The organism is Primorskyibacter flagellatus (genome assembly GCF_014638275.1).
Lineage (GTDB): Bacteria > Pseudomonadota > Alphaproteobacteria > Rhodobacterales > Rhodobacteraceae > Pseudooceanicola > Pseudooceanicola flagellatus_A.
Window position 1 is genome coordinate 1 of record NZ_BMFJ01000003.1, and the last position, 25,260, is coordinate 25,260.

General features: G+C 62.6%; 27 protein-coding genes, 1 pseudogene and 2 riboswitches. Of the genes and pseudogenes, 17 read left to right on the forward strand and 11 right to left on the reverse strand.

From position 1 onward, the window contains the following. Window positions 1-94 precede the first annotated feature (94 nt). A pseudogene (locus tag IEV87_RS19450) lies at window positions 95-412 on the reverse strand (integrase); the annotation flags it as partial. A gap of 22 nt (window positions 413-434) precedes the next feature. Here IEV87_RS19450 and IEV87_RS19455 point away from each other — a divergent pair. The 4 genes from IEV87_RS19455 to scpB all read left to right on the forward strand — a co-directional run bounded on the left by IEV87_RS19455 (window position 435) and on the right by scpB (window position 2,691). Then, window positions 435-656: a type II toxin-antitoxin system CcdA family antitoxin gene (locus tag IEV87_RS19455; RefSeq protein ID WP_043755186.1), complete on the forward strand. Its 222-nt coding sequence runs from the start codon at window positions 435-437 to the stop codon at window positions 654-656. A gap of 12 nt (window positions 657-668) precedes the next feature. After that, window positions 669-962, forward strand: coding sequence for a CcdB family protein (locus IEV87_RS19460; protein WP_043755182.1), 294 nt, complete (start codon window positions 669-671; stop codon window positions 960-962). A gap of 245 nt (window positions 963-1,207) precedes the next feature. Beyond that, window positions 1,208-2,092 carry a DUF1403 family protein gene (locus IEV87_RS19465; protein WP_043753980.1) on the forward strand — a complete coding sequence of 295 codons (885 nt, stop codon included), beginning with the start codon at window positions 1,208-1,210 and terminating at the stop codon, window positions 2,090-2,092. Window positions 2,093-2,094: 2 nt separating this feature from the next. Next, entirely contained in the window at window positions 2,095-2,691 is a 597-nt protein-coding gene (scpB, locus tag IEV87_RS19470; RefSeq protein WP_043753981.1) for an SMC-Scp complex subunit ScpB, read from the forward strand. 95 nt (window positions 2,692-2,786) lie between these two features. Here scpB and IEV87_RS19475 read toward each other — a convergent pair whose 3' ends face one another. From IEV87_RS19475 to IEV87_RS19495, 5 genes are all read right to left on the reverse strand, one after another. Further along, on the reverse strand, window positions 2,787-3,626 hold the full coding sequence (locus IEV87_RS19475; protein ID WP_043753982.1) for a hypothetical protein: 840 nt from the start codon (window positions 3,624-3,626) through the stop codon (window positions 2,787-2,789). Between the two features lie 13 nt (window positions 3,627-3,639). Further along, a complete protein-coding gene (locus tag IEV87_RS19480) occupies window positions 3,640-4,557 on the reverse strand; it encodes a nucleotidyl transferase AbiEii/AbiGii toxin family protein (protein WP_188479529.1) in 918 nt (305 codons plus the stop codon). Continuing rightward, complete coding sequence (locus IEV87_RS19485; protein WP_043753988.1) at window positions 4,547-5,377, reverse strand: type IV toxin-antitoxin system AbiEi family antitoxin domain-containing protein; 831 nt, start codon at window positions 5,375-5,377, stop codon at window positions 4,547-4,549. Before IEV87_RS19485 ends, IEV87_RS19480 begins: the two co-directional genes overlap by 11 nt. A gap of 537 nt (window positions 5,378-5,914) precedes the next feature. Further along, window positions 5,915-6,706 (reverse strand): CBASS cGAMP-activated phospholipase, encoded by a 792-nt coding sequence (locus IEV87_RS19490; protein WP_188479530.1) that lies wholly within the window; start codon window positions 6,704-6,706, stop codon window positions 5,915-5,917. A 476-nt stretch (window positions 6,707-7,182) separates the two neighbouring features. Then, window positions 7,183-8,550, reverse strand: coding sequence for a nucleotidyltransferase domain-containing protein (locus tag IEV87_RS19495; RefSeq protein WP_043753993.1), 1,368 nt, complete (start codon window positions 8,548-8,550; stop codon window positions 7,183-7,185). Window positions 8,551-8,689: 139 nt separating this feature from the next. On the opposite strand from IEV87_RS19495, the gene IEV87_RS23085 reads away from it, so the two are divergent. Together IEV87_RS23085 and IEV87_RS19505 are read left to right on the forward strand one after the other, a co-directional pair. Further along, the gene (locus IEV87_RS23085; protein WP_081979695.1) at window positions 8,690-9,025 is read left to right on the forward strand and encodes a helix-turn-helix domain-containing protein; all 336 of its coding nucleotides are present in this window, start codon (window positions 8,690-8,692) and stop codon (window positions 9,023-9,025) included. Beyond that, a complete protein-coding gene (locus IEV87_RS19505; protein ID WP_043753995.1) occupies window positions 9,022-9,909 on the forward strand; it encodes an ImmA/IrrE family metallo-endopeptidase in 888 nt (295 codons plus the stop codon). The genes IEV87_RS23085 and IEV87_RS19505 overlap by 4 nt, the downstream gene beginning before the upstream one ends. Before the next feature lie 186 nt (window positions 9,910-10,095). Here IEV87_RS19505 and IEV87_RS19510 read toward each other — a convergent pair whose 3' ends face one another. After that, complete coding sequence (locus tag IEV87_RS19510) at window positions 10,096-10,428, reverse strand: YegP family protein (protein WP_043753997.1); 333 nt, start codon at window positions 10,426-10,428, stop codon at window positions 10,096-10,098. A gap of 338 nt (window positions 10,429-10,766) precedes the next feature. Here IEV87_RS19510 and IEV87_RS19515 point away from each other — a divergent pair, with 338 nt between their 5' ends. The 10 genes from IEV87_RS19515 to thiE all read left to right on the forward strand — a co-directional run bounded on the left by IEV87_RS19515 (window position 10,767) and on the right by thiE (window position 20,792). After that, window positions 10,767-11,024 (forward strand): hypothetical protein, encoded by a 258-nt coding sequence (locus IEV87_RS19515; RefSeq protein WP_043753999.1) that lies wholly within the window; start codon window positions 10,767-10,769, stop codon window positions 11,022-11,024. Further along, the gene (gene hxsB, locus IEV87_RS19520) at window positions 11,024-12,433 is read left to right on the forward strand and encodes a His-Xaa-Ser system radical SAM maturase HxsB (protein ID WP_043754001.1); all 1,410 of its coding nucleotides are present in this window, start codon (window positions 11,024-11,026) and stop codon (window positions 12,431-12,433) included. Before IEV87_RS19515 ends, hxsB begins: the two co-directional genes overlap by 1 nt. A gap of 119 nt (window positions 12,434-12,552) precedes the next feature. After that, window positions 12,553-13,509 carry a His-Xaa-Ser system radical SAM maturase HxsC gene (gene hxsC, locus IEV87_RS19525; protein ID WP_229737719.1) on the forward strand — a complete coding sequence of 319 codons (957 nt, stop codon included), beginning with the start codon at window positions 12,553-12,555 and terminating at the stop codon, window positions 13,507-13,509. Continuing rightward, window positions 13,506-14,045, forward strand: a complete 540-nt coding sequence (hxsA, locus tag IEV87_RS19530) for a His-Xaa-Ser repeat protein HxsA (RefSeq protein WP_043754003.1) — start codon at window positions 13,506-13,508, stop codon at window positions 14,043-14,045. The genes hxsC and hxsA overlap by 4 nt, the downstream gene beginning before the upstream one ends. Continuing rightward, the gene (locus IEV87_RS19535) at window positions 14,020-14,418 is read left to right on the forward strand and encodes a TIGR03982 family His-Xaa-Ser system protein (protein ID WP_229737720.1); all 399 of its coding nucleotides are present in this window, start codon (window positions 14,020-14,022) and stop codon (window positions 14,416-14,418) included. Before hxsA ends, IEV87_RS19535 begins: the two co-directional genes overlap by 26 nt. Then, a complete protein-coding gene (locus IEV87_RS19540) occupies window positions 14,402-15,628 on the forward strand; it encodes a His-Xaa-Ser system-associated MauG-like protein (protein ID WP_229737721.1) in 1,227 nt (408 codons plus the stop codon). Before IEV87_RS19535 ends, IEV87_RS19540 begins: the two co-directional genes overlap by 17 nt. Beyond that, window positions 15,625-17,199, forward strand: coding sequence for a cytochrome-c peroxidase (locus tag IEV87_RS19545; RefSeq protein WP_043754004.1), 1,575 nt, complete (start codon window positions 15,625-15,627; stop codon window positions 17,197-17,199). The genes IEV87_RS19540 and IEV87_RS19545 overlap by 4 nt, the downstream gene beginning before the upstream one ends. Window positions 17,200-17,325: 126 nt before the next feature. Then, window positions 17,326-17,444: riboswitch (TPP riboswitch) on the forward strand. Window positions 17,445-17,542: 98 nt separating this feature from the next. Continuing rightward, window positions 17,543-19,357 (forward strand): phosphomethylpyrimidine synthase ThiC, encoded by a 1,815-nt coding sequence (gene thiC / locus IEV87_RS19550; protein WP_043754005.1) that lies wholly within the window; start codon window positions 17,543-17,545, stop codon window positions 19,355-19,357. Continuing rightward, window positions 19,354-20,157 carry a hydroxyethylthiazole kinase gene (gene thiM / locus IEV87_RS19555; protein WP_043754006.1) on the forward strand — a complete coding sequence of 268 codons (804 nt, stop codon included), beginning with the start codon at window positions 19,354-19,356 and terminating at the stop codon, window positions 20,155-20,157. Before thiC ends, thiM begins: the two co-directional genes overlap by 4 nt. Beyond that, window positions 20,154-20,792, forward strand: a complete 639-nt coding sequence (thiE, locus tag IEV87_RS19560; RefSeq protein WP_043754009.1) for a thiamine phosphate synthase — start codon at window positions 20,154-20,156, stop codon at window positions 20,790-20,792. The genes thiM and thiE overlap by 4 nt, the downstream gene beginning before the upstream one ends. Here thiE and thiD read toward each other — a convergent pair. Both thiD and IEV87_RS19570 read right to left on the reverse strand, forming a co-directional pair. Further along, window positions 20,781-21,587: a bifunctional hydroxymethylpyrimidine kinase/phosphomethylpyrimidine kinase gene (thiD, locus tag IEV87_RS19565; RefSeq protein WP_043754012.1), complete on the reverse strand. Its 807-nt coding sequence runs from the start codon at window positions 21,585-21,587 to the stop codon at window positions 20,781-20,783. The genes thiE and thiD overlap by 12 nt on opposite strands. Continuing rightward, on the reverse strand, window positions 21,584-22,033 hold the full coding sequence (locus IEV87_RS19570; protein WP_043754014.1) for an NUDIX hydrolase: 450 nt from the start codon (window positions 22,031-22,033) through the stop codon (window positions 21,584-21,586). Before IEV87_RS19570 ends, thiD begins: the two co-directional genes overlap by 4 nt. Window positions 22,034-22,067: 34 nt before the next feature. Further along, a riboswitch (TPP riboswitch) is annotated at window positions 22,068-22,184 on the reverse strand. Window positions 22,185-22,283: 99 nt separating this feature from the next. On the opposite strand from IEV87_RS19570, the gene IEV87_RS19575 reads away from it, so the two are divergent. After that, the gene (locus IEV87_RS19575) at window positions 22,284-23,435 is read left to right on the forward strand and encodes an HPP family protein (RefSeq protein WP_043754018.1); all 1,152 of its coding nucleotides are present in this window, start codon (window positions 22,284-22,286) and stop codon (window positions 23,433-23,435) included. Between the two features lie 15 nt (window positions 23,436-23,450). On the opposite strand, the gene panC is transcribed toward IEV87_RS19575, so the two are convergent. Together panC and panB are read right to left on the reverse strand one after the other, a co-directional pair. Continuing rightward, window positions 23,451-24,338 (reverse strand): pantoate--beta-alanine ligase, encoded by an 888-nt coding sequence (gene panC / locus IEV87_RS19580; RefSeq protein ID WP_043754020.1) that lies wholly within the window; start codon window positions 24,336-24,338, stop codon window positions 23,451-23,453. Beyond that, window positions 24,335-25,162 (reverse strand): 3-methyl-2-oxobutanoate hydroxymethyltransferase, encoded by an 828-nt coding sequence (panB, locus tag IEV87_RS19585; protein ID WP_043754022.1) that lies wholly within the window; start codon window positions 25,160-25,162, stop codon window positions 24,335-24,337. The genes panC and panB overlap by 4 nt, the downstream gene beginning before the upstream one ends. Between the last annotated feature and the right edge of the window lie 98 nt (window positions 25,163-25,260).

Here is a 25,260-nt window from a genome sequence, read left to right on the forward strand (position 1 = left end):
CTTCCGTTTCGACATCTCTGATCTCCTTCTCGTCGAAGATCAGCAGACTGCAAATCATAGCTTATGTCAGTGTCCGAATTTCGGGGGGTAGCTCAAGGCGCCGGTCGATGGTCGAGACCGATAGGGCAGGGGAGGGGCCCGACCCGGACGCCAGATCCGCGAGATACAGTCCGATCATCTCGGGGGAGGGCGGCAGCGGCTCGGTGCCCTTCATCCGGCACCAGCGCGCGAAATGTTCCCAATCCTTCGCATAGGCCTTGAGTGTGTTCTCCGAGGCCGCGGAGCGCGCATAGTCGCGGGCCGTGTCGACGAGGCGGTCAAGTGTGCCGGAACTGGCCACAGAGGCGGGGAGTGTGATCCGGTCGCTCTTGTCTTGATCGGGACTTGCACCTGACTTATACTCCTCATCCATACGCATTCTCCGGGAGGTCTCTGTGGGCCGCGTGAAAGTCAATCTGACCCTCGACGCCGATGTCGCGGAATCGGCGCGGGCGCTTGGCCTCAACATGTCGCGGCTGGCCGAGGCGGCGATCATCAAAGCCGCCAAGGTGGAACGCAACCGCCTTTGGCGAGAGGCGAACCAACCCGCAATCGACACCTATGCCGAAGAGATCGCCAAGGAAGGTTTGCCCCTCGCGGCCTTCCGCAGTTTCTGAGGACCACTTGGTATGGCACAGTTCGATCTGTATCGCCTCAAGGGTGGCCAACTTGTCGTTGATTTGCAAACCGATCTGATCGGCATTGACGCCTCTCGTATCGTGGCGCCATTGCGCGAGGCAAGCCGGTATGTGGCCTTTCCGGGTCTCACGCCCGCTGTCGCTTTTGAAGGGACGACGTTGATCGTGCGGGTTCAGGAACTGGCCGCGGTGCCGGGCGCGGAGCTTCGGGACCAAGTTGGATCTCTGGCCGATCACCGCGACGCTTTGAAGCGCGCCATGGACATCCTGATCGACGGGGTGTGAACCGATCCCAAAGTGGAGGCGGGTCAAATCCTCGACGTCAGAGCAATCTCTCTCGTTGTCCTCGCTGGACGAAGACCCGATTGGTGCTTCTGAGCTCGATTTCTCGTGATCTTCTGACATGTCGCGGAGCATATCTTTTCATGTCCGATAAGGCAAACTTATTGGACATTGCGGGAAGCGGCAGGGTGGGGCGGTTATATCGCTATTTTCTGGAGAAAAGCGCCGTGCTGATGTAGGCTTCAGGCATGACTTTTGCCCGGCCGGATCACATCAGCGACCTCGACACGTTACCCCGGATGCCCGCCTGGGTCACCTCTGCACGCGCTGAAACCCCTGAAGATGTTGCGTTTTTATCGGGTGCGGCGCTGAACCACCTGCATCTTGTGTTGGGGCGTGAAGAGGTACCCCACGCCCTGTTGCGGGACCGGCTCGCGTTACGTGCGGCGGGGGCTTGCGTTGCGTTTTCCGGTCGTCCGGAGCGGGCAGGGGAGCTGCGCGATGCGGTGCACCTGTTGCGGTCCGGCGATCTTCCCGGACCCGCGGGGGAGACCTACCTGGCCTGGCGGCGCGCGGTGGAGCGGCCGGTGTCGGTCAAGGCTCTCGGTCGAGCCTTGCCGACCCTCGAGCCGGGCCAGATCGCGACGTGGCTCGATGCGGGGAGAGGCGCGCCGGTCACCCAGGTCGCGATGGTGCTCGAGGCGGTGCTGACAGACGCGCCGCGTGCCGACGCCCCGGCGCTGATCCTCGCGGATGCCGCCCTCGCCCAGGCGCTTGGCTGGGATCACCTCCTGCCGCTACTCGCCGCGGGCCTGAAACGCGTTGACTTGCGCAAGCATGGGGACGACTTGCGTCTCGCCTGTCATCGGTCGCTCGTCTCATCGGCGGTCGACGCCGTGCGGCAGGCCGCCGACCTCACGCGCCGGGCGGCGCATCTGAAGGCGGTCGCACCCAAGCTGCGGGCCAAGGGAGCGGGCGACGCGGTCGAGATGTTCCTGACCCGCGATGCCGTGGCGCCGTCGGCGTTGCCTTTGCCGGATCGCGCTGCGCGGCGGTTTTGCGAGCGGCTGGTCGACCTCGGCGCGGTGCGCGAACTGACCGGGCGCGACACCTTTCGGCTCTACGGGGTGTAGCGATGGCGAAGGATCGCTCTGACCCCGAACTGGATCGCGAGTTGGCCGACCTGCCGCCCGAGCTGCGCTGGCGCGAGTGGATGCGCCGGATCGAGGCGGTGCTCTTCGCCTCCGCCTCGCCGGTGCCGCGCGACGACCTGGTCCGCGTGGTGGGGCAGGGGGCTTCGGTCGATCTGCTGGTCGAGGACCTCGCCGCCGATCTGGACGGGCGGGCCTTCGAGATCGCTCAAGTCGCCGGCGGCTGGATATTCCGGACCCGGGCGGCCTACGCGCCCGCGATCCGCGCTGCGGCGGATGTCGGGGACCAGCTACTCGATCTGAGTGAATTCGACGTCGCGGTGCTGGCTGCCATCGCCTACCATCAACCGATCACCCGCGACGGGCTCAAGGACATCTTCGGCAAGGAAATCAGCCGTGACCTGATCGGTCGGCTGAATGCGCGCGACCTGATCGGGACCGGGCCTCGGTCGCCTCGACGCGGGGCGCCCTACACCTTTGTGACGACCGAGCAGTTCCTTGTTGCATTTGATCTGGAGACTCTCGCGGATCTGCCAGAGCGGGAGCAGTTGGAGGACGCAGGTCTGGAAGGCGGGTCATAGGAATGGTGGCGGGCTGGCAATCCTCGTATTGGCCAAACGGTGAGGCATGTCGTGGACGTTTCGTGACGCTCTCAGTTGAGACTTATTGAGAGAACTCAGGCTTCGATCCTGAGCCCGCTGAACAGAGCTTCGCAAGGGTCGCCATCCTCGGTCATTGCGCCCGGTTCCAAGTTTGCCATGTTCTCGTCGATGACTGCGTTGTGGTAGTTCTTGAGCCAGCTGTATTTGCGCCGCACCGTCGCATTGGGACTGTCGGCGAGACCGCTCTCCACCAACGTTTTGTGCCTACCCAGAAACTCGATCCAGCCGGCGTATTCGCCGTCGAGCTCGCTGAGACTGGCGCGAAGATAGTCGATGTAGTGAAGGCCTGACTCGTCCTGTCGTAGGAGGTTGTTCAGGTGACGCTCTTCATCCTCATAGGAATGTCCTTCCCGCCAGAGCGTTTGGTCCTGCCGGTGGCGTTCGATAACATCTTCGTGGATCGCAATGCGCGGGAAGATGACCTCGCCTTCTTCCATGAAATATGCCTGAACGAGGGCAGGCCCAAACACCGGACCACTGAAGTCCATGCCGAGATGCATGGGGCCGATCGTCATCGCGCCGCGCACCAATATGCCATTTGCCACGCATTCGATCTGGATGTGCAGCAGATCGATGAGCTCCCAGACCAAGGGGCCGGCCTGGTACTGAGTTTCAATGGTTCTGGTTCTCACGATCGCATCAGACACGATCTCGGCATGGACTTCGCTGATCATCCGCATTTCGTCGGAGCGGGTGGGCGGCGTGGCATCTCCTTCGGAAACCCTGCGAAACATGGAAAGCAAGTGCCTGATCTCTGCACCGCTTCGCGTGTGCAGGAGGTTCCTGAAACCGAGGACATCAAAAAAGGTCACAAGGCATTCTTCGTAGGCGGGGTCGTTCTCGAAAACAGTCATCTCTGGTCCATCTTCAGCCGAGGAGCTTCTCCAGCTCTTCCCCTTGGGTGGCATGCTTCTTGGGGTTTTCTGCTTTCAGCTTGTTCACGTTGATGAGCTTCCATCTGACCGCTGGAAGCTCGGCCGCCTGAGGGCGGTCGATCGCGTCGAAGTCGGGGGCGCCGTCATGCAGGGTTCTCAGGAACCTCTTCGCGCCCTCATCCAAGCGGGATTGGATATCACCGATCAGGCGGTCGCGCGTCGCGATCAATTCCCCGAGGTCGACCGCTTCCTTCGTCATGCCCTCGAATTCCCGGGCATAGGGCTGATCCAGATCGATCAGGTTTGGGTTCAGAAGTTCGTGCGGCGGGCGGGGTGAACTCGCGACGTAGATCAGAAAAGTACGGAACAACGCGTCGGTAAACCCTTCGTTCTCGTAGAGCAGTTTAACGTCGTAGAGGTCTCGCGGGTGCTGGCGATCAAGGGCCGCATGGAGCTTGCCGCCGAACAAATCCTCGAAGGATACGATGTTCATCGTCGCATATCCGAACGCCTCCTCGACGGCTTCGGAGACTTCGCGTTGTTCCGGATCATGCACGACGCCCCGGGTAACGGGGGAGGTTTCGATTTTGATTTCGGCTGTGCCGAGGCGGGCGAGCGCACGCGTAGCCCCACCGCCACCGCCGGCAATGCGCTGAGCTTTGGCGCCGGTGATGCCGCCTTCGATGGCGGCGGCGATCCGGTCCATCGCGTTGTTGATCTCGACGAGGCTTTCGCCGCGGTCCTTGACAGGCAGATAGGTCAAATCGATATCGACCGAGAGGCGCGGAAGGTCGCGATAGAAGAGGTTGATGGCCGTCCCGCCCTTGAGCGCAAATATCTCCTCCTTCGCGACATACGGAAGTACCCGCACGAGCAGGGCCACTTGGGCGGCATAGTCCTCACGCGCCATGACCAAGTTCCTTTCCCACAAACTCTTCGGGCACCATGATCCTGTAGCGTGGATGTATCTTGCCGCCTTTGACCAATGCGCGATCCCCGCTGCCGAGGTCGAAGTCTTCTGGATCGAGACGCTTGCGCCAGGCATGGTCGTGGCGGTCGGCGAACACGAAGAACAGGCGTTTGACCTTGATCTTCTTGCAACTTCTGAGCAGTGCCGAGAGGGTTCTTGGGCGCAACGTCGTCAGGCTTTCGAACACCATGTCGAGGTTGTGAAAGCTCTCCTGATCCGGCAACTCGTCCAGCGCCTCAAAGATCGCGCGTTCCGGCGAGGACATCACCAGTTTCCAGTCCCATGGCAGGGACGATGCTGTCTCGTTGAGATTTTTTCGTGCGTCATTGACACCCAACTCTGGATCGAAGAACAGCGATACGCTGCGTGTGCGGAGTTCGGCGTTGAGCGGCAGTTTTTCGAGCCAGTTGGGGATTTTTGAGCCGTAGAGCCAGACTGTGCTCTTGTCGCCGAGTGAGAGATAGTGCGCATAGCCTTGCAGGTCCAATGCCGTCGCCCCCCCGACATGGACAGGGTAGTGCATGATGTGCTGGAGCGAGAGCAGGCAGGTCTTCCAATCGAGCGTATTCGTGGTGGCGCTGCCTGGTGCCGGGCGGCGGAAGACGCCGCGTCCAAGGCGTTCTAGCCAGCCACGCTGGACATAGGCGTAGGACGAACGCCGGCCTATCCCGTGGTGCTCAAGCCAGACCGAGTCCACGAGGAACCCCGTGGGAACAGCCTCAAGAAGGCCCTTTAGTTTTTCGTGTTCTTGTCCGCTCATAGGCGACACAATGATATATTTTTAAAGGGACCGCCACTTGTTTCAGTGGAAACCCACAAAATAGTCTGTCAAGGATGGACAAATTTTCTCATTTTCAAAGAGACCGGTGGTTGTCGGCTCTGAAACTCACCAGCAAAGCAGGGGGGATGCCCTCGAACAGCTGAGAAAACACCCGGCCATGTGGGCTTCGCAGATGAGCGACTACCGGTCGTTCCTGCGACGAGAAAACCGGTGTTTGTCTATCGGCGAATGTGGCCGACTTTAAGTCCCGCCCGACGTGCTAAGCGGTCCGTGGTAAAATGCAGCCGAAGCCCGAGGAGCATCAAAGAATGTCTCAAGCCGTTCGGCGTTTTCTTCGACAAGACGTTTCGCCTGCTGCGGAAGTTCGGCACTCGCTCGCGTGAAGTCATCAAGTGCAATGGGTTCGAGCGTCGGAGCGGATGTCAGACGAAGCATGCGGTCTCGCCCGATCAAAAGTCCGGCCTGTCCAAGGGCGTTCTGGCTTTGCAGGTGCATCGCGCTCTCGATGATTGTTCTTCAGTGGAACATGCCGCCGCGCTTGATCTGACCGTCAGTCATACGAAGGTCTTGATCGCCACAGCCTAGGCTCAGGATGTCGATTTTGTGTCTGTCTACGTTGAAACAGCTCATGGCATCGACCAGCACCACCATGACGGGGTTGTTCGCCCAAACACCGCCATCGGCAAAGTGCCGGGTGCCATTTCGGTAGGTCGAGAAGAATGTCGGCGCGGCTGACGTCGCCAATGCTACCGTGACCAGTTCTTCCTGCCAGTCGAGGCGGAAGTCAGGGTGGTGCGGGGTCTTGAGGACGTTGACCTCGTTGAACCCATCGAAGGCGGGAATGTTCAAACGCACATTGACGGAGCCCAATGTCCTGTTGCCAAAGCGATCTCGAAGCGCTCGTTCCAAGGGTTCGCGGTTGTATCGATAGACGGCAAGATCGCGGGCGAACTGGTAAGCGGATCGCATCGCGCGACCAATTCGAGTTGGAGGAGTCCAAGGCCTGGGAAATATTTCCGACCCGTGGCGCATATAGATTTCCAAAACCTCCTCTGCGCGCATTCCTGCTGCCATGCCGAGCGCGATTATTCCTCCGGTTGAAGTGCCGGCGATCATGTCGAAGTAGCTGGCTGCCGAACCGCCCTTCAAGAAGCGACGCTCACATTCCGCCAGCACCGCCGCAGGCAGAATGCCTTTTATGCCGCCGCCATCAATGGAAAGTACGCGAAAATCATCTGCGGGCCATTCGAGTTGATCTCGACGGTGAAAGATGGTGCCCTGCGAGCGGCGGGATTGAGGTTGTGCCATGAAATCTCTCCATAAGTGCCGCCAACCTGGATCGCCCGCCTGACTGACTTCTGATGTGTTTGCCGGTCCCAAACCATTTTCCCGAAGCGAGCCAGCTTTCGTAGCAGCTCAGCCAGTTGGACGCCCAGGGAATGGTCGTATTGCTGATCAGGTCATCTGGCGACCACTGATCCGCTTCGTCGTCGAAGAGGCAGAGGAATGGCCCCGTACGCTCTGTTCGCGGATGTGATACATAAACATGCGGTAGGGACCCTTCTTCGTTACCGAAACGCCTTTGCATGGTCGGTTCAAGAACCTCAACAAGAGGCTGCAGGTACAGGTTCGATCTACCTTCGAGCAGTAGGGGTTCCGTATACTCTACCCGCAGCCGGTACGTCGTTCTGTGTGGCTGCAGGCGCCCCTCCCAGACACAAGTCCGTCTGCTCAGCCGGTCGCATGACCATTCCGAATAGACATCGGCCATGTCCGCAATCTGATCACCAACAGTTATCATCAGGTACAGTGCCCCCCATGTTCGTATTCGCGCGCGCAGGCCTCACGAGGCCTGGTGCCGACGCGATCCCAGCACCCAAAGCTGGTGCAGCCAGAGACGAAACAGGTGCCGCAGGTTTCAGATGCCCGCTCGGTGTCATGCCGAGCGCACCATGTTCGAGCTGGACAGTCTGTGCACGATGATAGGCCTGCAGAGCGGTCTCACCGGCCTTTTCACCGAACAGATCGTCGAACGTCGATTGGATAACCGCAGGATCGAAGCCAACCCGCTTCAGGTTTTCGAGGCGTTCGATGAGGGTGAGCAAGTCCGCCGCCCAAAGTTGCTGGTCGCTCCTTTGAGCCGGCCACCGATCGGTGAAGAGGTCGGGGTAATGTGCCGGATTGCGAACTTCCAGCAACCGCAGGTTCTGTTCAGCATTGCGGATCTGCCAGCGCATCCGCTTGGCAATCGCTATCACCTCATCGACCAGGCTATCGTTTGCAGGGCTGGCATCGATTGCAATCGCTGCGATAATGACGGCCGGTGGTTTGCGTTTGCCACGGTGATCGTCGTGCTTGCGATAGCGTTTGTCGCGGAACCTCTTGATCAGTTGCAGGGCAACCACGCGAGGCGATTTCTGGTCGAGCGGGACATGCACCGGCATCGGTTGGGTATCTGCCTTTTGCAACGCCAGACCAGACGTCTCATTTGAAAGCCGCGTGGCCAGTTCGGTGTAGGTTTCGCCATCGACGAGGTAACGACGCGCATCGAAGCGCTTCTGAAACGCCTCGCTGATCTCGACGCGAGCATTGAAGTGATCGGCAAACCCCTTAGGATTGATCTCCTTGTGGTACCGCTCGTCCGTCTCAGGCTTGTGGTGAAACAAGGTTGCCACGCGTTCTGGTGCCCCATCGATGCGAACGACCGGCATCAGATCGACCGTGACGCCGTCCGGGTAGGTAACCGTGACACAGCGACTGTTTTTCTCAATCAGGTAGTCGTAGTACTTGCTGCCTTTTTCGCCCTTGATCGCTTTGTACAGTTGTTCAAGCACCCATGCCGGATCGGTGCCAGGAGCGATCGCGATCTCGAGCACGGCATCAACGTCGTGCTGGTCGGTCTTCAGGCGTGACCGAGTCGCGGCGTGGATTGCAAAGCTGCCAGAAGGGTAGATCTCAAGGACCAAATCTTCGAGAGGGCTGCCAGGGCGGTCGACATGCTGAGCGAGCCCGCGAAAATGGCGGTCGGCTTCGTCGTGCATCGTGCGGGTGATCTGGATGGCACGTGCAACGTCCATCAGCGCAGCTTCTACAGGGTCGATCTCCAGGCTGCGGGCGAAATCTTCGAGGTTCGTCCTGATATTCATCTTCATCTGCCCCCTCAGGCTTGACGGATTCGCTGATCCGTCTTACAGTTTTTGACGTTTTCGTAGGATAGAAAGCGAAAAAAGAAGCCGCGAGCAAGCGGCAGTAATCCTACGATATCGTCATACTAACACATGCGGGAGCGTCATGTCAAATTCTACGGATTCCAATGGTGGGTTCGGTGACAGGTTACGTCAAGCCAGAGAAGCGCGAGGGATCAACCAAACGGAACTTGCGGCGAAGACTGGGTTACAACCATCAGCAATCGGCCATTTCGAGAAGGAGCGGCGCAAGCCTTCGTTTGCAAACATTAGGGCCCTCGCGAAGGCATTGAGCGTTACGTCAGACTACTTGCTAGGCAGGACCAACGACATGGCGGGAGCAACAACGGCATTTCGTGGTGAAGAGAACCTGTCAGACGACGACCGAGAGCACATTCAAATGATGATCGACCTCATGAACCAGAGAAAGTCGGGTCGTTGAGCAAATTCCGAATTCATATGGCGCGGCGCCAAGGTGAACTCAAAGCAAAAGAAAATGGCTACGATGCCTTCCCCGTTGATCCGTTTGCGATCGCGGAGAGCGAAGACATCTTGGTCGAGCCAAAGGATCCGGGCCGGGTTGGCGTGAGCGGCGGGATCATCTTCCATGATGAGAGCGTTGGCATCTTCTATGCGACCGATATCAAGAGCGAGGGGTTTCGCCGGTTCACCGTGGCTCACGAACTTGGCCACTATTTTCTTGAGGGGCATCCCGAGGAAATTCTGAAGACTGCTCCGATCCACATGTCCAGGGCGGGGTTTTCACAAGGGACGAGTTCGATAGAGCTAGAGGCGGATCATTTTGCGTCTGGGCTGCTCATGCCGTCGAGACTCGTGGGCGAGGTCATCGGGGGCAGCCGTGTCGGTCTGGATGGGATCATTGCGCTAAGTCAGCTGGCCGAGTGCTCGCTCACGGCCTCTGCCATCAGAGCCGCCGAATGTTGCGACTATCCGATGGCGGTTGTCGTCAGTTCCGGCGACAAGGTCGCATATGCGTTCTTGTCTGACAGCTTCAAAAAGCTCGACAAGCTCACATTCCTCAAAAAGGGTACTCCGCTGCCACGAACCCATACCCTGCGGTTCAACGCTGATACGCAAAGCATCCGGTCCGCGCGCTCGATATGTGGACAAACCAGTCTTGCTGAATGGTTCTCTTGTGGGCGACGGCTTGCGTTGGATGAAGAAGTCATCGGTCTCGGCGCTTACGGCTTCACCCTTACCGTCCTTTCCAGCGAAGAACTTGCTGACGATCCCGATGACGAAGCCTACGAAGAAGAAGCCTTATTGATTGAGAGCTGGACCCCCAAGTTCGCGATAGGTCGCTAAAGCGGCCATTCGATGAAGATTGGTACGCGCGCTGGCAGAGAGGAAGACCATTGGGCATGGGTCGAAACTAGTAGCCACACGTGTCCAATTTGTGATGCGGCCGAACATGATCGCGACAACGTGCCGATTCCTACCACGGCATGCGCGGCGCCTCGCCACAAGCTGATGCGCCGCGCATGTATGTCATCAGCTCTGATCGTTTAGCCTGGCATCGGGCGCATTGGCTTTTACCGAGGCAATGCCATTTTCGCGTGCGGCTTCGCTGCTATAGGCCTCGCTGGTTCCAATGACTTGGCCGTTGCTGGCCTTGAGGTTGAACATAGGCTTTCCGGCCGCATTGGTCTTCCGCTCGTAGCGTGTGTCCAACGGTGCGTTGGTGCGCACCGAGGCTATACCATTCTCGGCGCTGGCCTTCTGCTTATAGCCCTCGCCTGTCAAGATAATCTCACCATTTCCGGCCTTCAGACGAAACCGGTACTCCCCGGCCCTGTCCTCGTAGAGTTCGAATTTACCCGCCATTCTGTCACTTCCTCCGAAAGTCTGATTTCCGCGCGCAGTTGACAGGTGCGAGAAAGGCTTGGCAAGACCCGGTTTCCCTGACGCGGATCGAAATCGTTCCAACGCAATTGCGACGTTGTCCGGGGGTAACATTGCGTGAGCCAGCCGATGGTTCTGCTTTGGGGGGGCCGATCCTCAGGGTCGGAAGACGGGTGGTGTCTTTGCGCCACCCGTTGCGGGAAGTTCACTTGACGTGCATTTCTTGGGCGTCGTGGGCATGAATTTTGCCACATTCCACGCCCAATGAATGTTATAGCACACCGGATGTCAATTTTTGAGCAGACCCCGAGACCGCAGATATGTCCCTGAGCCCCGTTCTCGATATTTCCATAGACCCGGAACTTCATCCCTGCATTCCCGCTGCACTTTTGCGCCTTGGATACCTCTATCCCGAGCTCGACTTTCTCGTGTCGGACAAGGGCGTCGCGGTGCACGGCGCGTCGGGGTCCGATCTCGCGCGGCTCAAACGCGAGGTGACCTACCAAGTCTATCGCGAGAAGGTCTTCCGGCAGACCTTGTCCATGCGGCAGAGCCTCTACGCGATGTTGGCAGGCTGATGCAGATCTGGCCGCTCCGTTTTCGCGATCTCGACGATCAAAGAACCATCCTCGCCGATGACTCCGGCGCTTATTTCCTGGCCGAGAGCGGGTTCGTCGATCGCTACGCGCGCGACGCGATAACGCCTCCGGAGGAACGGTTCCTGCGGGAAAAGGGCCACGCCTTCGAGTGGGCGGGCGATCTCGCCCATACCGGGTTTCTCACGAGGTGGTCGCGGCGCCAGCATGTGGGCGGCGGGTCGGCCTATGTGATCCTGATCCCGACGCTGCGTTGCAATCTGAAATGCTCCTATTGCCAGGTCTCGCGCGCGCCGCTCGCGGCGCAGGGCTTCGACTGGGATTCGGAGACGCTTCAAAAGGTGCTGGGCTTTCTCGACGGCCTGCCGGTCGAGGAGATCCAGATCGAGTTCCAGGGCGGGGAGCCGTTCCTCAGGCTCGACCTCCTGCAGGCCGTCGCCGCCTTCGCGCGCCGGCGCTTTCAGCGCGTCCGTTTCGTGGTCTGCAGCAACCTTCAAACTCTCGATGAGGACATCCTCGCGTTTCTCGACAGCGAGGACGTGCTGATCAGCACCTCGCTCGACGGACCGCACCAGATCCATACCCGTAACCGGACCGCAGATAGCGCGCTAACGAAGAACTTCCTCAGCAACCTCGAGCGGGTGATCGGCCTGATCGGTCCCGCACGGGTCTCCGCCCTGCCGACCATCGACATGGACGACCCGCCCGATCCGGAAGATCTGATCGCGGCCTACGAGGCGTTCGGCTTCACCTCGCTCTACCTGCGCCCCGTCAACTACCAGGGTTTCGCCCGCAAGAGCCATCCCGCGGCCCGGACCTCGACCGCCTGGAACGCCTACTATCGAGGTTTCATCGACACGCTGATCGCGCGAAACGCGCTGACGGGCCGGGTGATGGAGGAGTTCTATCTTGCCCATTGCCTGCGACGCATCCTCGCTCCCGGGCTGGACGGTCACACCGATCTGCGCAATCCCAACATCCCGACCGGCGCGAATGCGGTCATCGATTTCGACGGACAGATCTATCCCAGCGACGAGGCGCGCATGTTGGCGCGCATCCGGCGGGTCAATCTCGCCATCGGCAATGTGAGCGATGGCCTGGACCAGGAAAAGCTGGCCCTGCTCGCGCCGGGACACATCAACAACTTCGATCCCGACTGTATCCACTGCCCCTATCAGCCCTTCTGCGGCACCGATCCGATCGATGATCTCTCGCGCAGCGGTCGGATTGATGTGCCCCGCCAAGACAGCTGGTTCTGCCAGCGCCACCTCGCTGTCTTCGACCTCGCAATGGAGCTGATTTACAGCAAAGACCCAGCGGTCGAATTTACCCTGTCGCGCTGGTTCGGGCTCGAGACTCTTCCCGACGCCTTGAGGCCGATCGCGCCATGATCCCGCTGCGTCTCAAATCGGAGTGCGACCGCACCCTCGCGCCTTTCGTGACCCGGATCGCCGAAGAGGAGCCGCGTTGCGCGGAGGATGCCACGCTTTGGTCGGAGGAGGCGGGCACCTTGGGCTACCAGACCGGACAGATCAAGTTCAGGCTTTCGGATGTCGCGCCCGCAGAGGTCGCGGGCGATGTGCTGCTCGTCGACCCGCGGCGCCAGATCGCCCATCGACTCATCCGGGCGGCCTCGCCGCACAACACGTTCCTGATTACCGAGCAATGCGACCAGCTTTGTCTTATGTGTTCCCAGCCGCCGAAGCCGCAGCACCAGGACATGTTTGACCATTTCCTCGCGGCCTCCCGGCTGGCGCCGACGGGCGCGCAGATCGGGCTTTCCGGCGGAGAGCCGCTCTTGCACAAGGACGCCCTCTTCGCCTTTATCGACGCAGTTTTCGCGACCCGCGATGATCTCTGCTTCCACATCCTGACCAACGGGCAGTATTTCGAGCGCGCGGATTTGGCATGGTTGCGCAAGCACCGGGCACGGCTGCTTTGGGGCGTGCCAATCTATTCCGACAACCCCGCAACCCATGACGAGATCGTCGGCAAGCCTGGCGCCTTCGCACAGCTGTCTCCGAACCTCGCGCTCCTGGGCCTAGCCGGCGCCGCGCTCGAGCTCAGAACAGTTGTCCTGCGGCAGAACGCTCCTGGGTTGCCAAGTCTCGCCGACTTCATCGCGCGACATCTACCCTTCGCCGCAACCTGGGCGATCATGCAGATGGAACGCATCGGCTATGGCCGGATGAACTGGGGCCGGTGCTTCTTCGACAGCAGCATCGACTTCGCCAGTCTCGGCGCGGCCATCGACCTGATGCGCGCGCGCCGCCAAGACGTGACGCTCTACAATTTCCCGCTCTGCACGGTGCCTCCGGCCTATCGGGATCTCGCGGCACGATCGATTTCAGACTGGAAGCAGAAGTACCTCCCGGCCTGCGCAACGTGCAGCCTGCGCGACGACTGCGCCGGGTTCTTCGAGTGGTACCGGGAGGAGGACGGATTCATGGAGATACGGCCGCAATGAAGAAGATCGGAAAATTCGCCATCACGCTCGCGGCCGCGGGCTACCTGCCACAGGGGGCTCAGGCCGTGGTCGCACCACCGCGGCTCGATTATGACGATGATGCGTCGGCCTCGCTGTTCCAGATCCTACGGGGCGAGCACAAGTACACGCTGGCCGGGCACCGATCACACTCGAGCCATGGCTCGCACGGATCGCATGGCAGCCATCGCTCCTCCTCGAGCGGGGGATATTCGAGTGGGGGCAGTTCCTATCGCCCGTCGAAACCCTCAAGCAACAGCACGCCGCCATCCTATGTCATGCCGCGCGCGTCGCAGGCGCCGAAAACATTGCCCGGCAACAGTACGGCCTTCACCGAGATTGTCAGGCGGGTTCAGACGGCACTCTATGCCTATGGCTATTACACCGGTGCCATCGACGGGATCGTCGGCACCGGCACCAAAACTGCGCTCAGCAAGTTCCAGAAGGACTGGAACCTGAAGATCACTGGCACCATCACCCCCGAGGTCCTCGATGCGCTCAATATCGTTGCGAAGTAGCTGGCTCCGATATGCCCTGGTCCTGGCCGGTGGCGTGGTGATCGGCCAGATCGTTCCGCCGCTCTGGACCTGGGGGGTGATCCTCGTCGCCGAGCCGTCGTACCAAGAGGCGACCTATCGCTGTGATCGCTCGATGCGCGCGCATCTCCTGGCCAAACAGAAGCTGGAGGCTGCGCCTTCGGCTGAAAGTGTCCGGGACCTCGAGGCGAGCGAGATCGCGCTGATCGACTGCCAGGATTACGACCTGATGCGCAAGCGGCTGATGCTCGTCGGGCTTGACGAGACAGCCCTGTCCTACATGGCACTGAAGGCCATCGAGGCCAAGGCGACAGACCTGCAGGATGTGATCGAGATCCATGAAATCCATTACTAGGGTCTTCTTCGCGATCGCGCTGATCTGCGCCGCCCCCGCCATGGCCGAAACCATGCGCGAGGCCGTCCTGCGCAAGGCCGCGCTGGAGAATGGATTGCGTCCGGCCGAAGAGTCCTGGCCCGATTTCGAACCGGAAAAGGCGGCGGTCGGCAAACTCCTCTTCGAGAGCGAACTTCTCTCGCTTACCCGGAACGTCTCCTGTCGTAATTGCCACCTCGACGAGTTCGGCTCCGCGGATGGTCTGCCGCTTGGACATGGGGCAGGTGGTGTCGGCAAAGGCGTCGAGCGGATGAAGAGCCAGGCAGGGGTGCTCTCACGCAACGCCCTCGCCCTCTGGGGCCGCGGCGGGATCGGCTTCGACGTCTTCTTTTGGGACGGACGGGTAGATGCCAGTTCGGGTGCGGTCCGAAGCCAGTTCGGCACCATGGCGCCCTCCGACGACCCTCTGGTCGTGACCGCGCATCTGCCGCCGGTGGAGTTCCGCGAGATGATCGGGGAGAGCAATGACACGGAATGGCTCCGCCAGGGCGATGTCAACGCCGCGGCCCGGGTGCACCAGGAGATCGCCCGCCGCATTCGGGGGACGCCCGAGATCGCCGAGCCCCTGTCTGAAGCGTCCGGGCTTGACTTCGAGCAGCTCACCTACTTGCAGATCGCCGAGGCCATTGCCGCCTTCATCCGCTCCGAGTTCCGGCTTCGGGAGACCAAGCTCCATCGCTTTGTCTTCGAGCGTCAGGCGCTGACAGACCAGGAACTGGCCGGCGGCCTCCTTTTCTACGGCCGCGGGCAGTGCGCGGCCTGTCACAGTGGCCCCTATTTCTCGGACCTCAGGTTCCACGCGATTCCGTTCGCGCAGTTCGGGTTCGGGTTCAACGGCTTCGGCATCGACTACGGCCGCTACAATTTCACGCAAGACCCCCGAGATCGCTACGCCTTCCGCACGCCGCCGCTTTATAATGTCACCAAGACCGCGCCCTATTCCCATTCCGGGGTCGAGCCGGATCTCGCCGGCGCCATCCGGGCGCATGTCGATCCTTTGGCAGAGATCGATACCAGCAGACTTTCCGCGCTAGATCGGGCCGAGGTCTACCAGAAAATCGCGCGCTGGTCACTGGAGCCGAGCTACGCGGTCGAGCTCAGCGACGCGGAGATCGCCGAGCTCGTCGCCTTCCTGGCGGCGCTGGAGTTCGATCCGGAGCCCGGGCGGTGAAGCGGGTGCGCCCGCGCGATGTGCTCGACCTCTTCACCCGGATCGCCATCATCGGGATCGGTCTATCCCTGCCGGTCTGGCTCTACCTGGCAGAGCTACGTCCGCGTTTCGTGCTTCACCGGACGGAGAAGGACCTCCGCGCGCTGGCCGCCGCCTGCGACCAAGCGCTGCGCAGCGCGGAGGCGACAGAGGAGACCCGTGCCCAACTGGACCCTGCGCAGGCGGCGCGCCTCGACCTGTCTCTCGAGATCGGCCGGTTGCCCTGCAAAAGCTACAGTGTGCTCACCGAACAGTTGCTTTCGGAGGGCGTATCGCGGCATGCGCTCGCGGCCCTCAACCTCTCTGCAACCTCCGATCCCGCTTATCCGGACTTGAGGGCGGTGCTCGCGGATGCGGACCAGCTTGATGCCCAGCTGCGCGTCACGTCCCGGCTCTTCGATCTCGCGCCGCTGCCTCTGAAGGAATATCTGCGCAATGCGAAGTTCCGGCTCGGCGAACGGTTATTTTTCGATCCACTCCTGAGCGGGCAGGGGGATCGCACCTGCGCCACCTGCCATGTCTTGGTCTCCGCGACCGCGGACGGGGCGGCCTTGGAGACACATCTTGACGTATCGCCAGAATGGTTGCCCGGCGTTCCTGCGCGCAACGTGCCCGATCTCTGGAACCGCGACCACAACGACGTCTCAACCATGCTCTGGGATGGTCGGGTTCAGGCGCTCGCCGCCGCGAATGAGGGCGGGCTCGTATCGCCCGAGCCCCTGCCGACGACGGGATTCGAGAACCTCATGGCGTTGCAATCGATTCGGCCGATCATTATCCCGGCGGAGATGCTTGGCGAGCCCGGCGCCGGGAATGTTCTTGCTCCCAAGTCACTCGGCGCGCCGCTCCCCGAAGCTGTGCTGACACGCCTCGCGACGCGACTCTACGAGGACGATGAGCGCGGTAAGGATACGGAGACATATCAGAGGTTGTTTCGCAAGAGCTACGGGGTCGGGGCTGCCGAAGAGGTGCGTCCGGCTCATCTCGGCAATGCGCTCGCGCATTACATCGAGATCGCCTTTCAGTCCCGGGAAACGCCTTGGGATCGCTACCTCGTCGGCGATCTTTCCGCCCTCACGGCGGATCAGAAACGCGGGGCGGTCCTATTCTATGGCGTCGGTAAATGCGCCGTGTGTCATGTGGGCGATGTCTTCAGTGACTTCGGGTTCCATTCCATCGGGGTGCCCGACATGCGGGAGGAGAAGGATTTAGGCCGCTTCTATGCCACCGGTTTGGCAGAGGACCGGTTTCTGTTCCGGACGCCGCCCTTGCGGAACGTCACGCTCACGGCGCCCTATTTCCATAACGGTCAGGGCAAAACTCTCAGCGAGGCGATCCAGCAACATCTCAATCCATATCAGTTTGCACGGGCCTACGCCGAAGGCGGAGAGCATCTGATGGGGTCGACAGAGATTGATGCGATTTCGCCGATCCTCGCGCCAAGATCTATGATCACCGATGCTCAAATCGAGCTTTTGATAGCGTTTCTGAAATCCTTGGAGGATCGCCGTGCCGACGCATTGTCGCCCTGATCAGGCATGGCTCTTAGAGGAACCTAGAATCTGAAGAGTATCTATCGAATTAGGGCATAGGGCCGGTAACGATAATGGCCCCTCTTATCGTGCGTTGACATTTGCGCGCGCCCAGAACAGCCTGCGGGCACTCACCCGGGGGGTCTCGACAAGAGGCTGAGATACTGCTGGCACCTGTGCAGCGCAGTGACCCGATGAACCTGATCCAGTTCACACTGGCGTAGGGATGGTGCACTGGCCGCGCGGGCCCCGACCACTTTCGTGGAGGGCTATTCCCACACCGGCAATCCCATTCGACGCGGAACTGGGTCTCCAACGCTTTGAGCTATGGAGGCTCCGACCGATGAAAGATCTCACCCCAACCGTCACCACGGGCCCGCTGCCCGCGTCGCGCCGCGTCTGGCACGCGGGCACCCGTCACCCCGATATCCGCGTGCCCATGCGCGAGATCGACCTGCACCCCACGGCCGGGGAACCGCCCGTCACCGTCTATGACAGCTCAGGCCCCTATACGGACCCGGATGCACAGATCGCCATCGACCGCGGCCTGCCGCGCCTGCGCGAGGACTGGATTGCGGCCCGTGGCGATACCGAAACCTACCACGGGCGCCATGTGCAGGCGGCTGACAACGGCTTTGCCGAAGGCGCGCGGCTGACACCCGAATTTCCCGTCCGCAACGCGCCCCGTCGCGCCACGCAAGGACGGGCTGTCACCCAGATGGCCTATGCCCGCGCCGGCATCGTCACGCCCGAAATGGAATTCGTCGCGATCCGGGAAAACCTCGGCCGCAAGGCGCAGGCCGAGGCCCATGCACAGACATTGCCGCGCGACGGCGAAGGCTTTGGAGCGGAGATTCCGGATTTCGTCACGCCGGAATTCGTCCGTGACGAGATCGCCAAGGGCCGCGCGATCATCCCCGCGAACATCAACCATCCCGAGGCCGAGCCGATGGCGATCGGGCGGAACTTCCTTGTGAAGATCAACGCCAATATCGGCAACTCGGCGGTGACCTCCTCGATGGCCGAGGAAGTGGAAAAGATGGTCTGGGCGACCAGATGGGGAGCCGACACGGTCATGGACCTGTCGACGGGGCGCAACATCCACAACATCCGCGACTGGATCCTGCGAAACTCGCCGGTCCCGATCGGCACGGTGCCACTGTACCAGGCGCTGGAAAAGGTCGGCGGCGTGGCCGAGGACCTGAGTTGGGAGGTCTTCCGCGACACGCTGATCGAACAAGCCGAGCAGGGGGTGGATTACTTCACCATCCATGCAGGGGTGCGGCTGCACATGATCCCGATGACGGTGAACCGGGTCACGGGAATCGTGTCGCGCGGCGGCTCCATCATGGCCAAGTGGTGCCTGCACCATCACCGCGAAAGCTTCCTCTACGAGCATTTTGACGAGATCTGCGAGATCGCGCGCGCCTATGACGTGTCCTTCTCGCTCGGTGACGGGCTGCGCCCCGGTTCCATCGCGGACGCCAATGACGAGGCGCAGTTTGCCGAACTTGAGACCCTCGGAGAACTGACCCAGATCGCCTGGGCACGGGATTGCCAGGTCATGATCGAAGGGCCGGGCCATGTGCCCATGCACAAGATCAAGGCCAATATGGACAAGCAGCTGCAGGTCTGCGGCGAGGCGCCGTTCTACACGCTCGGGCCGCTCACCACGGATATCGCGCCGGGGTACGATCATATCACCAGCGGCATCGGCGCGGCGATGATCGGCTGGTTCGGCACGGCGATGCTGTGCTACGTGACGCCCAAGGAACACCTCGGGCTGCCCGACCGGGACGACGTGAAGGTCGGGGTCATCACCTACAAGATCGCGGCCCATGCGGCGGACCTGGCCAAGGGGCATCCGGCGGCGCAGATCCGCGACGATGCGCTCAGCCGCGCGCGGTTCGAATTCAGATGGGAAGACCAGTTCAACCTCTCGCTCGATCCCGAAACCGCCCGGTCGATGCATGACGAGACCCTGCCGAAGGAAGCCCACAAGGTCGCGCATTTCTGTTCGATGTGCGGGCCGAAATTCTGTTCGATGCGGATTTCCCACGACATCCGCGCCGAGGCGCAGAAGGACGGCATGGCCCGCATGGCCGAGAAGTTCCGCGAAGGCGGAGACCTGTATATCCCGCTGGAGGACAAGGCATGAGCCAGAGCCCCGAAACCCTATTGACCGGGCTGCGCGCCACGCCGCCGCTGGTGCAGTGCATCACCAACTACGTCGCTATGAACATCGCCGCCAATGTGATGCTGGCGGCGGGGGCCAGCCCCGCCATGGTTTCCGACGTCGAGGAGGCCGAGGAATTCGCCGGGATTGCCGGAGCCGTGACGGTGAATATCGGCACCCTGTCGCCGCCCTTCGTCGCCGGAATGCACGCTGCAATCCGGGGCGCGCGAGGTGCGGGGCGGCCCTGGGTGCTGGATCCGGTGGCCTGCCAGGCGACGGCCTATCGCCGCGCGGTGGTACAGGCGCTGGTTGCCGAAGGCCCGACGATCATCCGGGGCAATGCCTCGGAAATTCTGTCGCTGGCCGGAGAGGCGAGCAGGGGGCAGGGCGTCGACGGGCGCGATCCGGTCGCGGCAGCGGAAGAGGGCGCGCGTCGGCTGGCGCGCAGCAGCGGTGCCGTGGTCGCCGTGACGGGCGAGGTGGACTACGTGACCGACGGAGAGCGGGCAGTGCGGATTGGGGGAGGCTCGCCCTTCATGCCGATGAACACCGCGCTTGGCTGTTCGCTCACCTGTCTCTGCGGAGCCTATGCTGCGGTGGCCGAAGACGCCTTCGACGCCGCCGTCGCTGGGCTTGCGCATTTCGCAGTTGCGGGGGCGAAGGCGGATGAGGGCGCCTCGGGGCCGGGCAGCTTTGCGCCCCGGTTCCTCGATGCGCTGGCGGCGGTCACCCCGGCGGACCTGTCACGGGGGGCGATTTACGACGCGGCGGTGCCCGCGTGAGGCGCTGCCCTGACCTCTCGCTTTACCTCGTGCTTGATCCCGGCCTGTGCGCCGGGGTCGGCATGGTCGAAACCGCCCGCGCTGCCGTCGCGGGCGGGGCGACGGTTGTGCAACTGCGCGACAAGGCGGCAGGCACCGCGCGGATGATCGAGACTGGCCGGGCACTGAAGGCGGCGCTGGCCGGAACCGGCGTGGTGCTGATCGTGAACGACGACGTGGAGGCCGCCGTTGCGATTGGTGCGGACGGGCTGCACATCGGGCAGGGCGACATGGCCGTGACCGAGGCCCGCGCCCGGATCGGTCCGGCGATGGTGCTGGGCCTGTCGGTCGAGACACCCGCGCTGGCCGCCGCCGTCGATCCGGCGCTGGTCGACTACATCGGTGCGGGGCCGGTCTTTGCCACGCCTTCCAAGCTGGATCACAAGGCGCCTGTGGGTTTCGAAGGGCTGGCGGCGCAGGTTGCTGCCAGCCCGGTGCCCGCCGTGGCGATCGGCGGGCTGAAGGCCGAGCACGTGGCGCAGGTCCTGAAGGCCGGCGCGCAGGGCGTCGCCGTGGTTTCCGCCATCTGCGGCCAGCCCGACCCCGAGGCCGCTGCCCGCGCCCTCAGGGACAGGATCGACGCGCTAACCGTCTGACGCCCAGAGCGCGTGGAAATGATGCACCGGCCCGTGCCCGTGGCCCACGTCCAGCGCATCGCTTTGGGCCAGCACCGCATGCAGGTAGGCCTTGGCGCGGGTCACGGCCTCGGCCATGTCGTGATGCGGCAGGAGCGCGGAAATGGCCGAGGACAAGGTGCAGCCCGTGCCGTGATCGTTGGTCGTGGTGATGCGGGGCGCGCGCAGGGTCTGGATACCCTCGGGACCGGCCAGCAGGTCGGTGCTGTGCGCGCCCTCCAGATGCCCGCCTTTAAGCAGGACGTACTCGGAGCCGAGAGAAAGGAGGTCGGGCAGGGCGGCGGTCATGGTCGCGGTGCTCCAGTCATCGGGACGGTTCAGCAGGACGGCGGCCTCGGGCAGGTTCGGCGTGATGACCGTGGCCAGAGGCACCAGCGCCTCGCGCAGCGCCGAAACCGCTTCGGGATCCAGCAGCGCGTGACCGCTTTTCGCCACCATCACCGGGTCCAGCACGATGTTGCGCGCCGCGTGATGGCGCAGCCGGTCGGACACCGCGCGGGCGATCCCGGCGTTGGCGATCATGCCGATCTTCACCGCGTCGATGCGCACGTCCTCGAGCACAGAGTCGATCTGGTCGGCGACGAAATCTGGGTCAAGCGCCTGGAAGGACCGAACGCCGCAGGTGTTTTGCGCCACCACGGCCGTGACGACCGAACAGGCATAGGCGCCAAGCGCCGACATGGTCTTGATGTCGGCCTGGATGCCGGCGCCGCCGGACGGGTCCGTGCCCGCAATGGTCAGGACGTTGGCGATCATGTCGGTGCCCCCGCCATCAGGGCTGCGGCCTGGTCCGCAACTGCGCCGACATCGCGGCTGAGCGCGAGGCTGCCATCCGTCAGCGCGGCAAGGTCGATCCAGCGCGCCTCGAGCGCGTCATCTGCGGCAACCGGAACCCCGGCGATCCAGCGGAACAGAACGGCGATCAGGATGAAATGGCGGCGCAAGGTGCCGGTGCCGTCGTGATCAAAGGCGTCGAGCGCCGTGATCACCCGTAGCGGGTCTGCGGAAACGCCGGTCTCCTCGGCCAGTTCGCGGATGGCTGCGTCGAACAGGGGTTCGCCCTGGTCAATCTTGCCGCCGGGAAATCCCCAAAGGCCCGCATCGGGCGGATTGGCGCGACGCACGAGAAGCACCTGGGTGTCGCGCACGACTACGGCGATGGTCGCCGGGATCGGGCGTGGGTCTGTCGATTGATATGGCAAAGCGGCCTCGTCATGCTGAGGCCGGCAAGGGCAAGAGGTCTGCGCGATCCTGTCCCTTCGCCGGCATGATCCGGATCAGGTTCAAAGGGTCACCGCGCTGCAATCGCCAGCGATATCTCAGCCCCTTGTCGGGACACCCCTAGGTGAGAGGCAGCTTATCAGGCTGAGCGCCCGGTTCAATGCCGGGCGGATGTGCTTGCGCCTGCTGTCGGTTGCTGAAACTTTGGGCAAAACAGACGAGGAAGCAGTCATGGAATCCCTGTTCCGTTCGCTTGGCCCGGTCATCGGCCGTCCCTCGCCAGTCGAGGCCCTTCGTGCGGGGCTCGGCGCTCTGATCGGCCTTGGGGTGACGGGTGTATTCCTGTTGTCGCCCGTGGTCGACCTGACACTTGGGCTTTACCTGATTGCTCCGTTCGGTGCGACGTCGGTCCTGCTGTTCGCAGTGCCCAACAGCCCGTTGGCGCAGCCGTGGTCGGCGGTGGTGGGCAACACCCTCGCGGCACTGGTCGGTGTGGCGGTCTGTTCCGTGATCGCGGACCCTGTCCTGCGGATCGCCCTTGCGGTCGGGCTGACGATTACGGTCGGCATCCTGTGTCGCGCGATCCATCCCCCGGCGGGTGCGGTCGCCATGACAGCGGCGATGAGCCCGGAGGCGGTCGAGCGACTTGGGTTCTGGTTCGCGATCGCGCCCGTCGCCACGGGCACCCTCGCGCTGGTCGTCTGTGCTGCGATCTACGCCCGGCTCACGGGGCGCAGGTACCCATTCCGCCAGTTCGATGAGCCAAATCGCCACCGCACCGAAGATCCCGATCCCGCCAAGCGCATCGGGCTGTCCCGAGAAGAACTGACAGAGCTGCTGGACCAGTATCGCCAGTCGTTCAATCTGGGTGTCGAAGACCTAGCGCGGTTGATCGGCGCGGCCGAGTTGCAGGCCGCCGCGCACCGGACAGGTCCGCTTCTGGCGACCGACGTCATGTCGCGTGATCTGGTGACCATTGGCCCGGACACTCCGCTGTCAAAGATTGCGGACCTGTTCAGACATCATCGCTTCACATCGCTTCCGGTGACCGGGGTCGAGGGGCGTTATCTTGGCGTGATCTTCCAGATGCACCTGATCGACCGAGCGCGCGAGGATGCGCTTCGGCTCGACCGTGGCTATCTCGCGGCGTTTCGGCGCCTGATCGACCAGGATCGTACGCAGCCGGTTCGAGCCAAGGACATCATGAGCGTCGCCGGGCCTCGGGCGGTACCGGCGACTCCGGTCGGGGTGCTCCTGCCGATGATGGCCGATGGTGATGTCGATGCGGTGCCGATCCTTGAAAAGGGCCGGATCGTCGGCATCGTCACCAGGACGGATCTGATCGCCGCCCTCGCGCGGTCCGGGCTGCGGGCACAGGGCTGAGAGGCGGCGGCCCGGTCAGGCCGGTTCGAGCGGGTGATCTTTGCGAGTCGGGACGCTTGCGAGACCCGCGACAGGGACATTGTCGATCAGGCGCACGCCATCGAGCCAGGCGGCGAGGAAAAGGCGACCGGGGCGGTCTGCCCTGGTCATCAGCTTGAGGTCGGGATCGCTGCGCAACTCCAGGTAGTCGATCGTGTCGAACCCGGCAGAAAGCAGCGCCGCCCTGGCGTTATCGAGGGCCTGCGCGACTTGTCCGCCGCGGGAGATGACACGCGCGGCGTCGTCCAGGACCTGGGCGATCACCGGCGCAATTTCGCGTGACCCGGGCCCGAGCCGGAGGTTGCGCGACGACATGGCGAGGCCGTCGTCCTCGCGCACGGTCGGACAGCCGACGATCTCGGTCTTCAGATCCAGATCCTCGGCCAGCCGGATCACCACCTGAAGTTGCTGGTAATCCTTTTCACCGAAATACGCGCGGTCGGCATCGCATTGCAGGAACAGCTTGGTCACCACCGTGGCCACCCCGTCGAAATGCCCCGGCCGCGCCCCGCCGCACAGGCCTTCGCTGACCCCGGTCACCGACACGGTCGTGGCAAAGCCTTCGGGGTACATCTGCGCGCCATCGGGGACATAGAGGATATCCGCGCCATAGGGCGTCAGCTTTTCGGCATCGCTGTCCTCGGTCCTTGGGTATTTCGCCAGATCCTCGGGGTTGTTGAACTGCTTGGGGTTCACGAACAGCGTCACGATTACCCGGTCGTTTTCGGCGCAGGCCCGCTCTACCAGCGACAGGTGCCCGGCATGCAGCGCGCCCATGGTCGGCACGACGCCGATGGTTTCGCCGGCCCGGCGCCAGCTTTCGGTCAGGGCGCGCAGGTCTGCCTTGGTGCGGATGATCTTCATGTGCCCGGTTCCTCCTGGGAAAAGACATGTTCGGGGGCGGGGAAGCTGCGGGCGCGGACCTCTGCCGCGTAGGTGCGGATGGCGGTGCGCGCATCGCTGGCCAGATCGCCATAGCGTTTCACGAACTTCGGCTTGAAGGCGTCGAAAAGGCCCAGCATGTCGTCGATCACAAGGATCTGTCCGTCACAGCCCGCCGAGGCCCCGATGCCGACCGTCGGGATGGCGATGTCCGCGGTGATCTGATCGGCCAGCGCGGCGGGCACCTTTTCCAGCACGACTGAAAACGCCCCGGCGCGGGTCACCGCGCGGGCGTCTTCCAGGATCCGGTCCGCATCCGCGCCGCGCCCCTGCACCTTGTAGCCGCCAAGCGCGTTCACCGCCTGCGGCGTCAGGCCGATGTGGGCCATGACGGGGATGCCGCGATCGACGATAAAGCGGATCGTGTCCTCCATATGCGCGCCGCCTTCCAGCTTGACCGCGCCGGCCCCGGTTTCGGCCATCAGCCGGGCAGCGTTGCGAAAGGCCTGGGCGGGGGATTCTTCGTAACTGCCGAAGGGCATGTCGACGACCATCAGCGCGCGGCTGAGGCCACGGGCGACGGCGCGGCCGTGCAGCACCATCATCTCCATCGTCACGCCGAGGGTCGAGGGCAGCCCGTGCAGCACCATGCCGACGCTGTCACCGACCAGAACCAGATCGCAGTCCGCGTCCGCCAGCTGTGCCACGGGGGTCGTATAGGCGGTCAGGCAGACCAGCGGATCGGCCCCCTTGCGCGCACGGATGTCGGACGCGGTGAGGCTGCGTTGCGGGGCGGATTGGCTCATGTCGGTCCTCCTCAGACAGGCTTCCGTGGGGTTACCCGGTTCGACATTATTTCGCAAGTGCAGCGTAATATTATTGCGATTCAATATAAGAAAAAGCC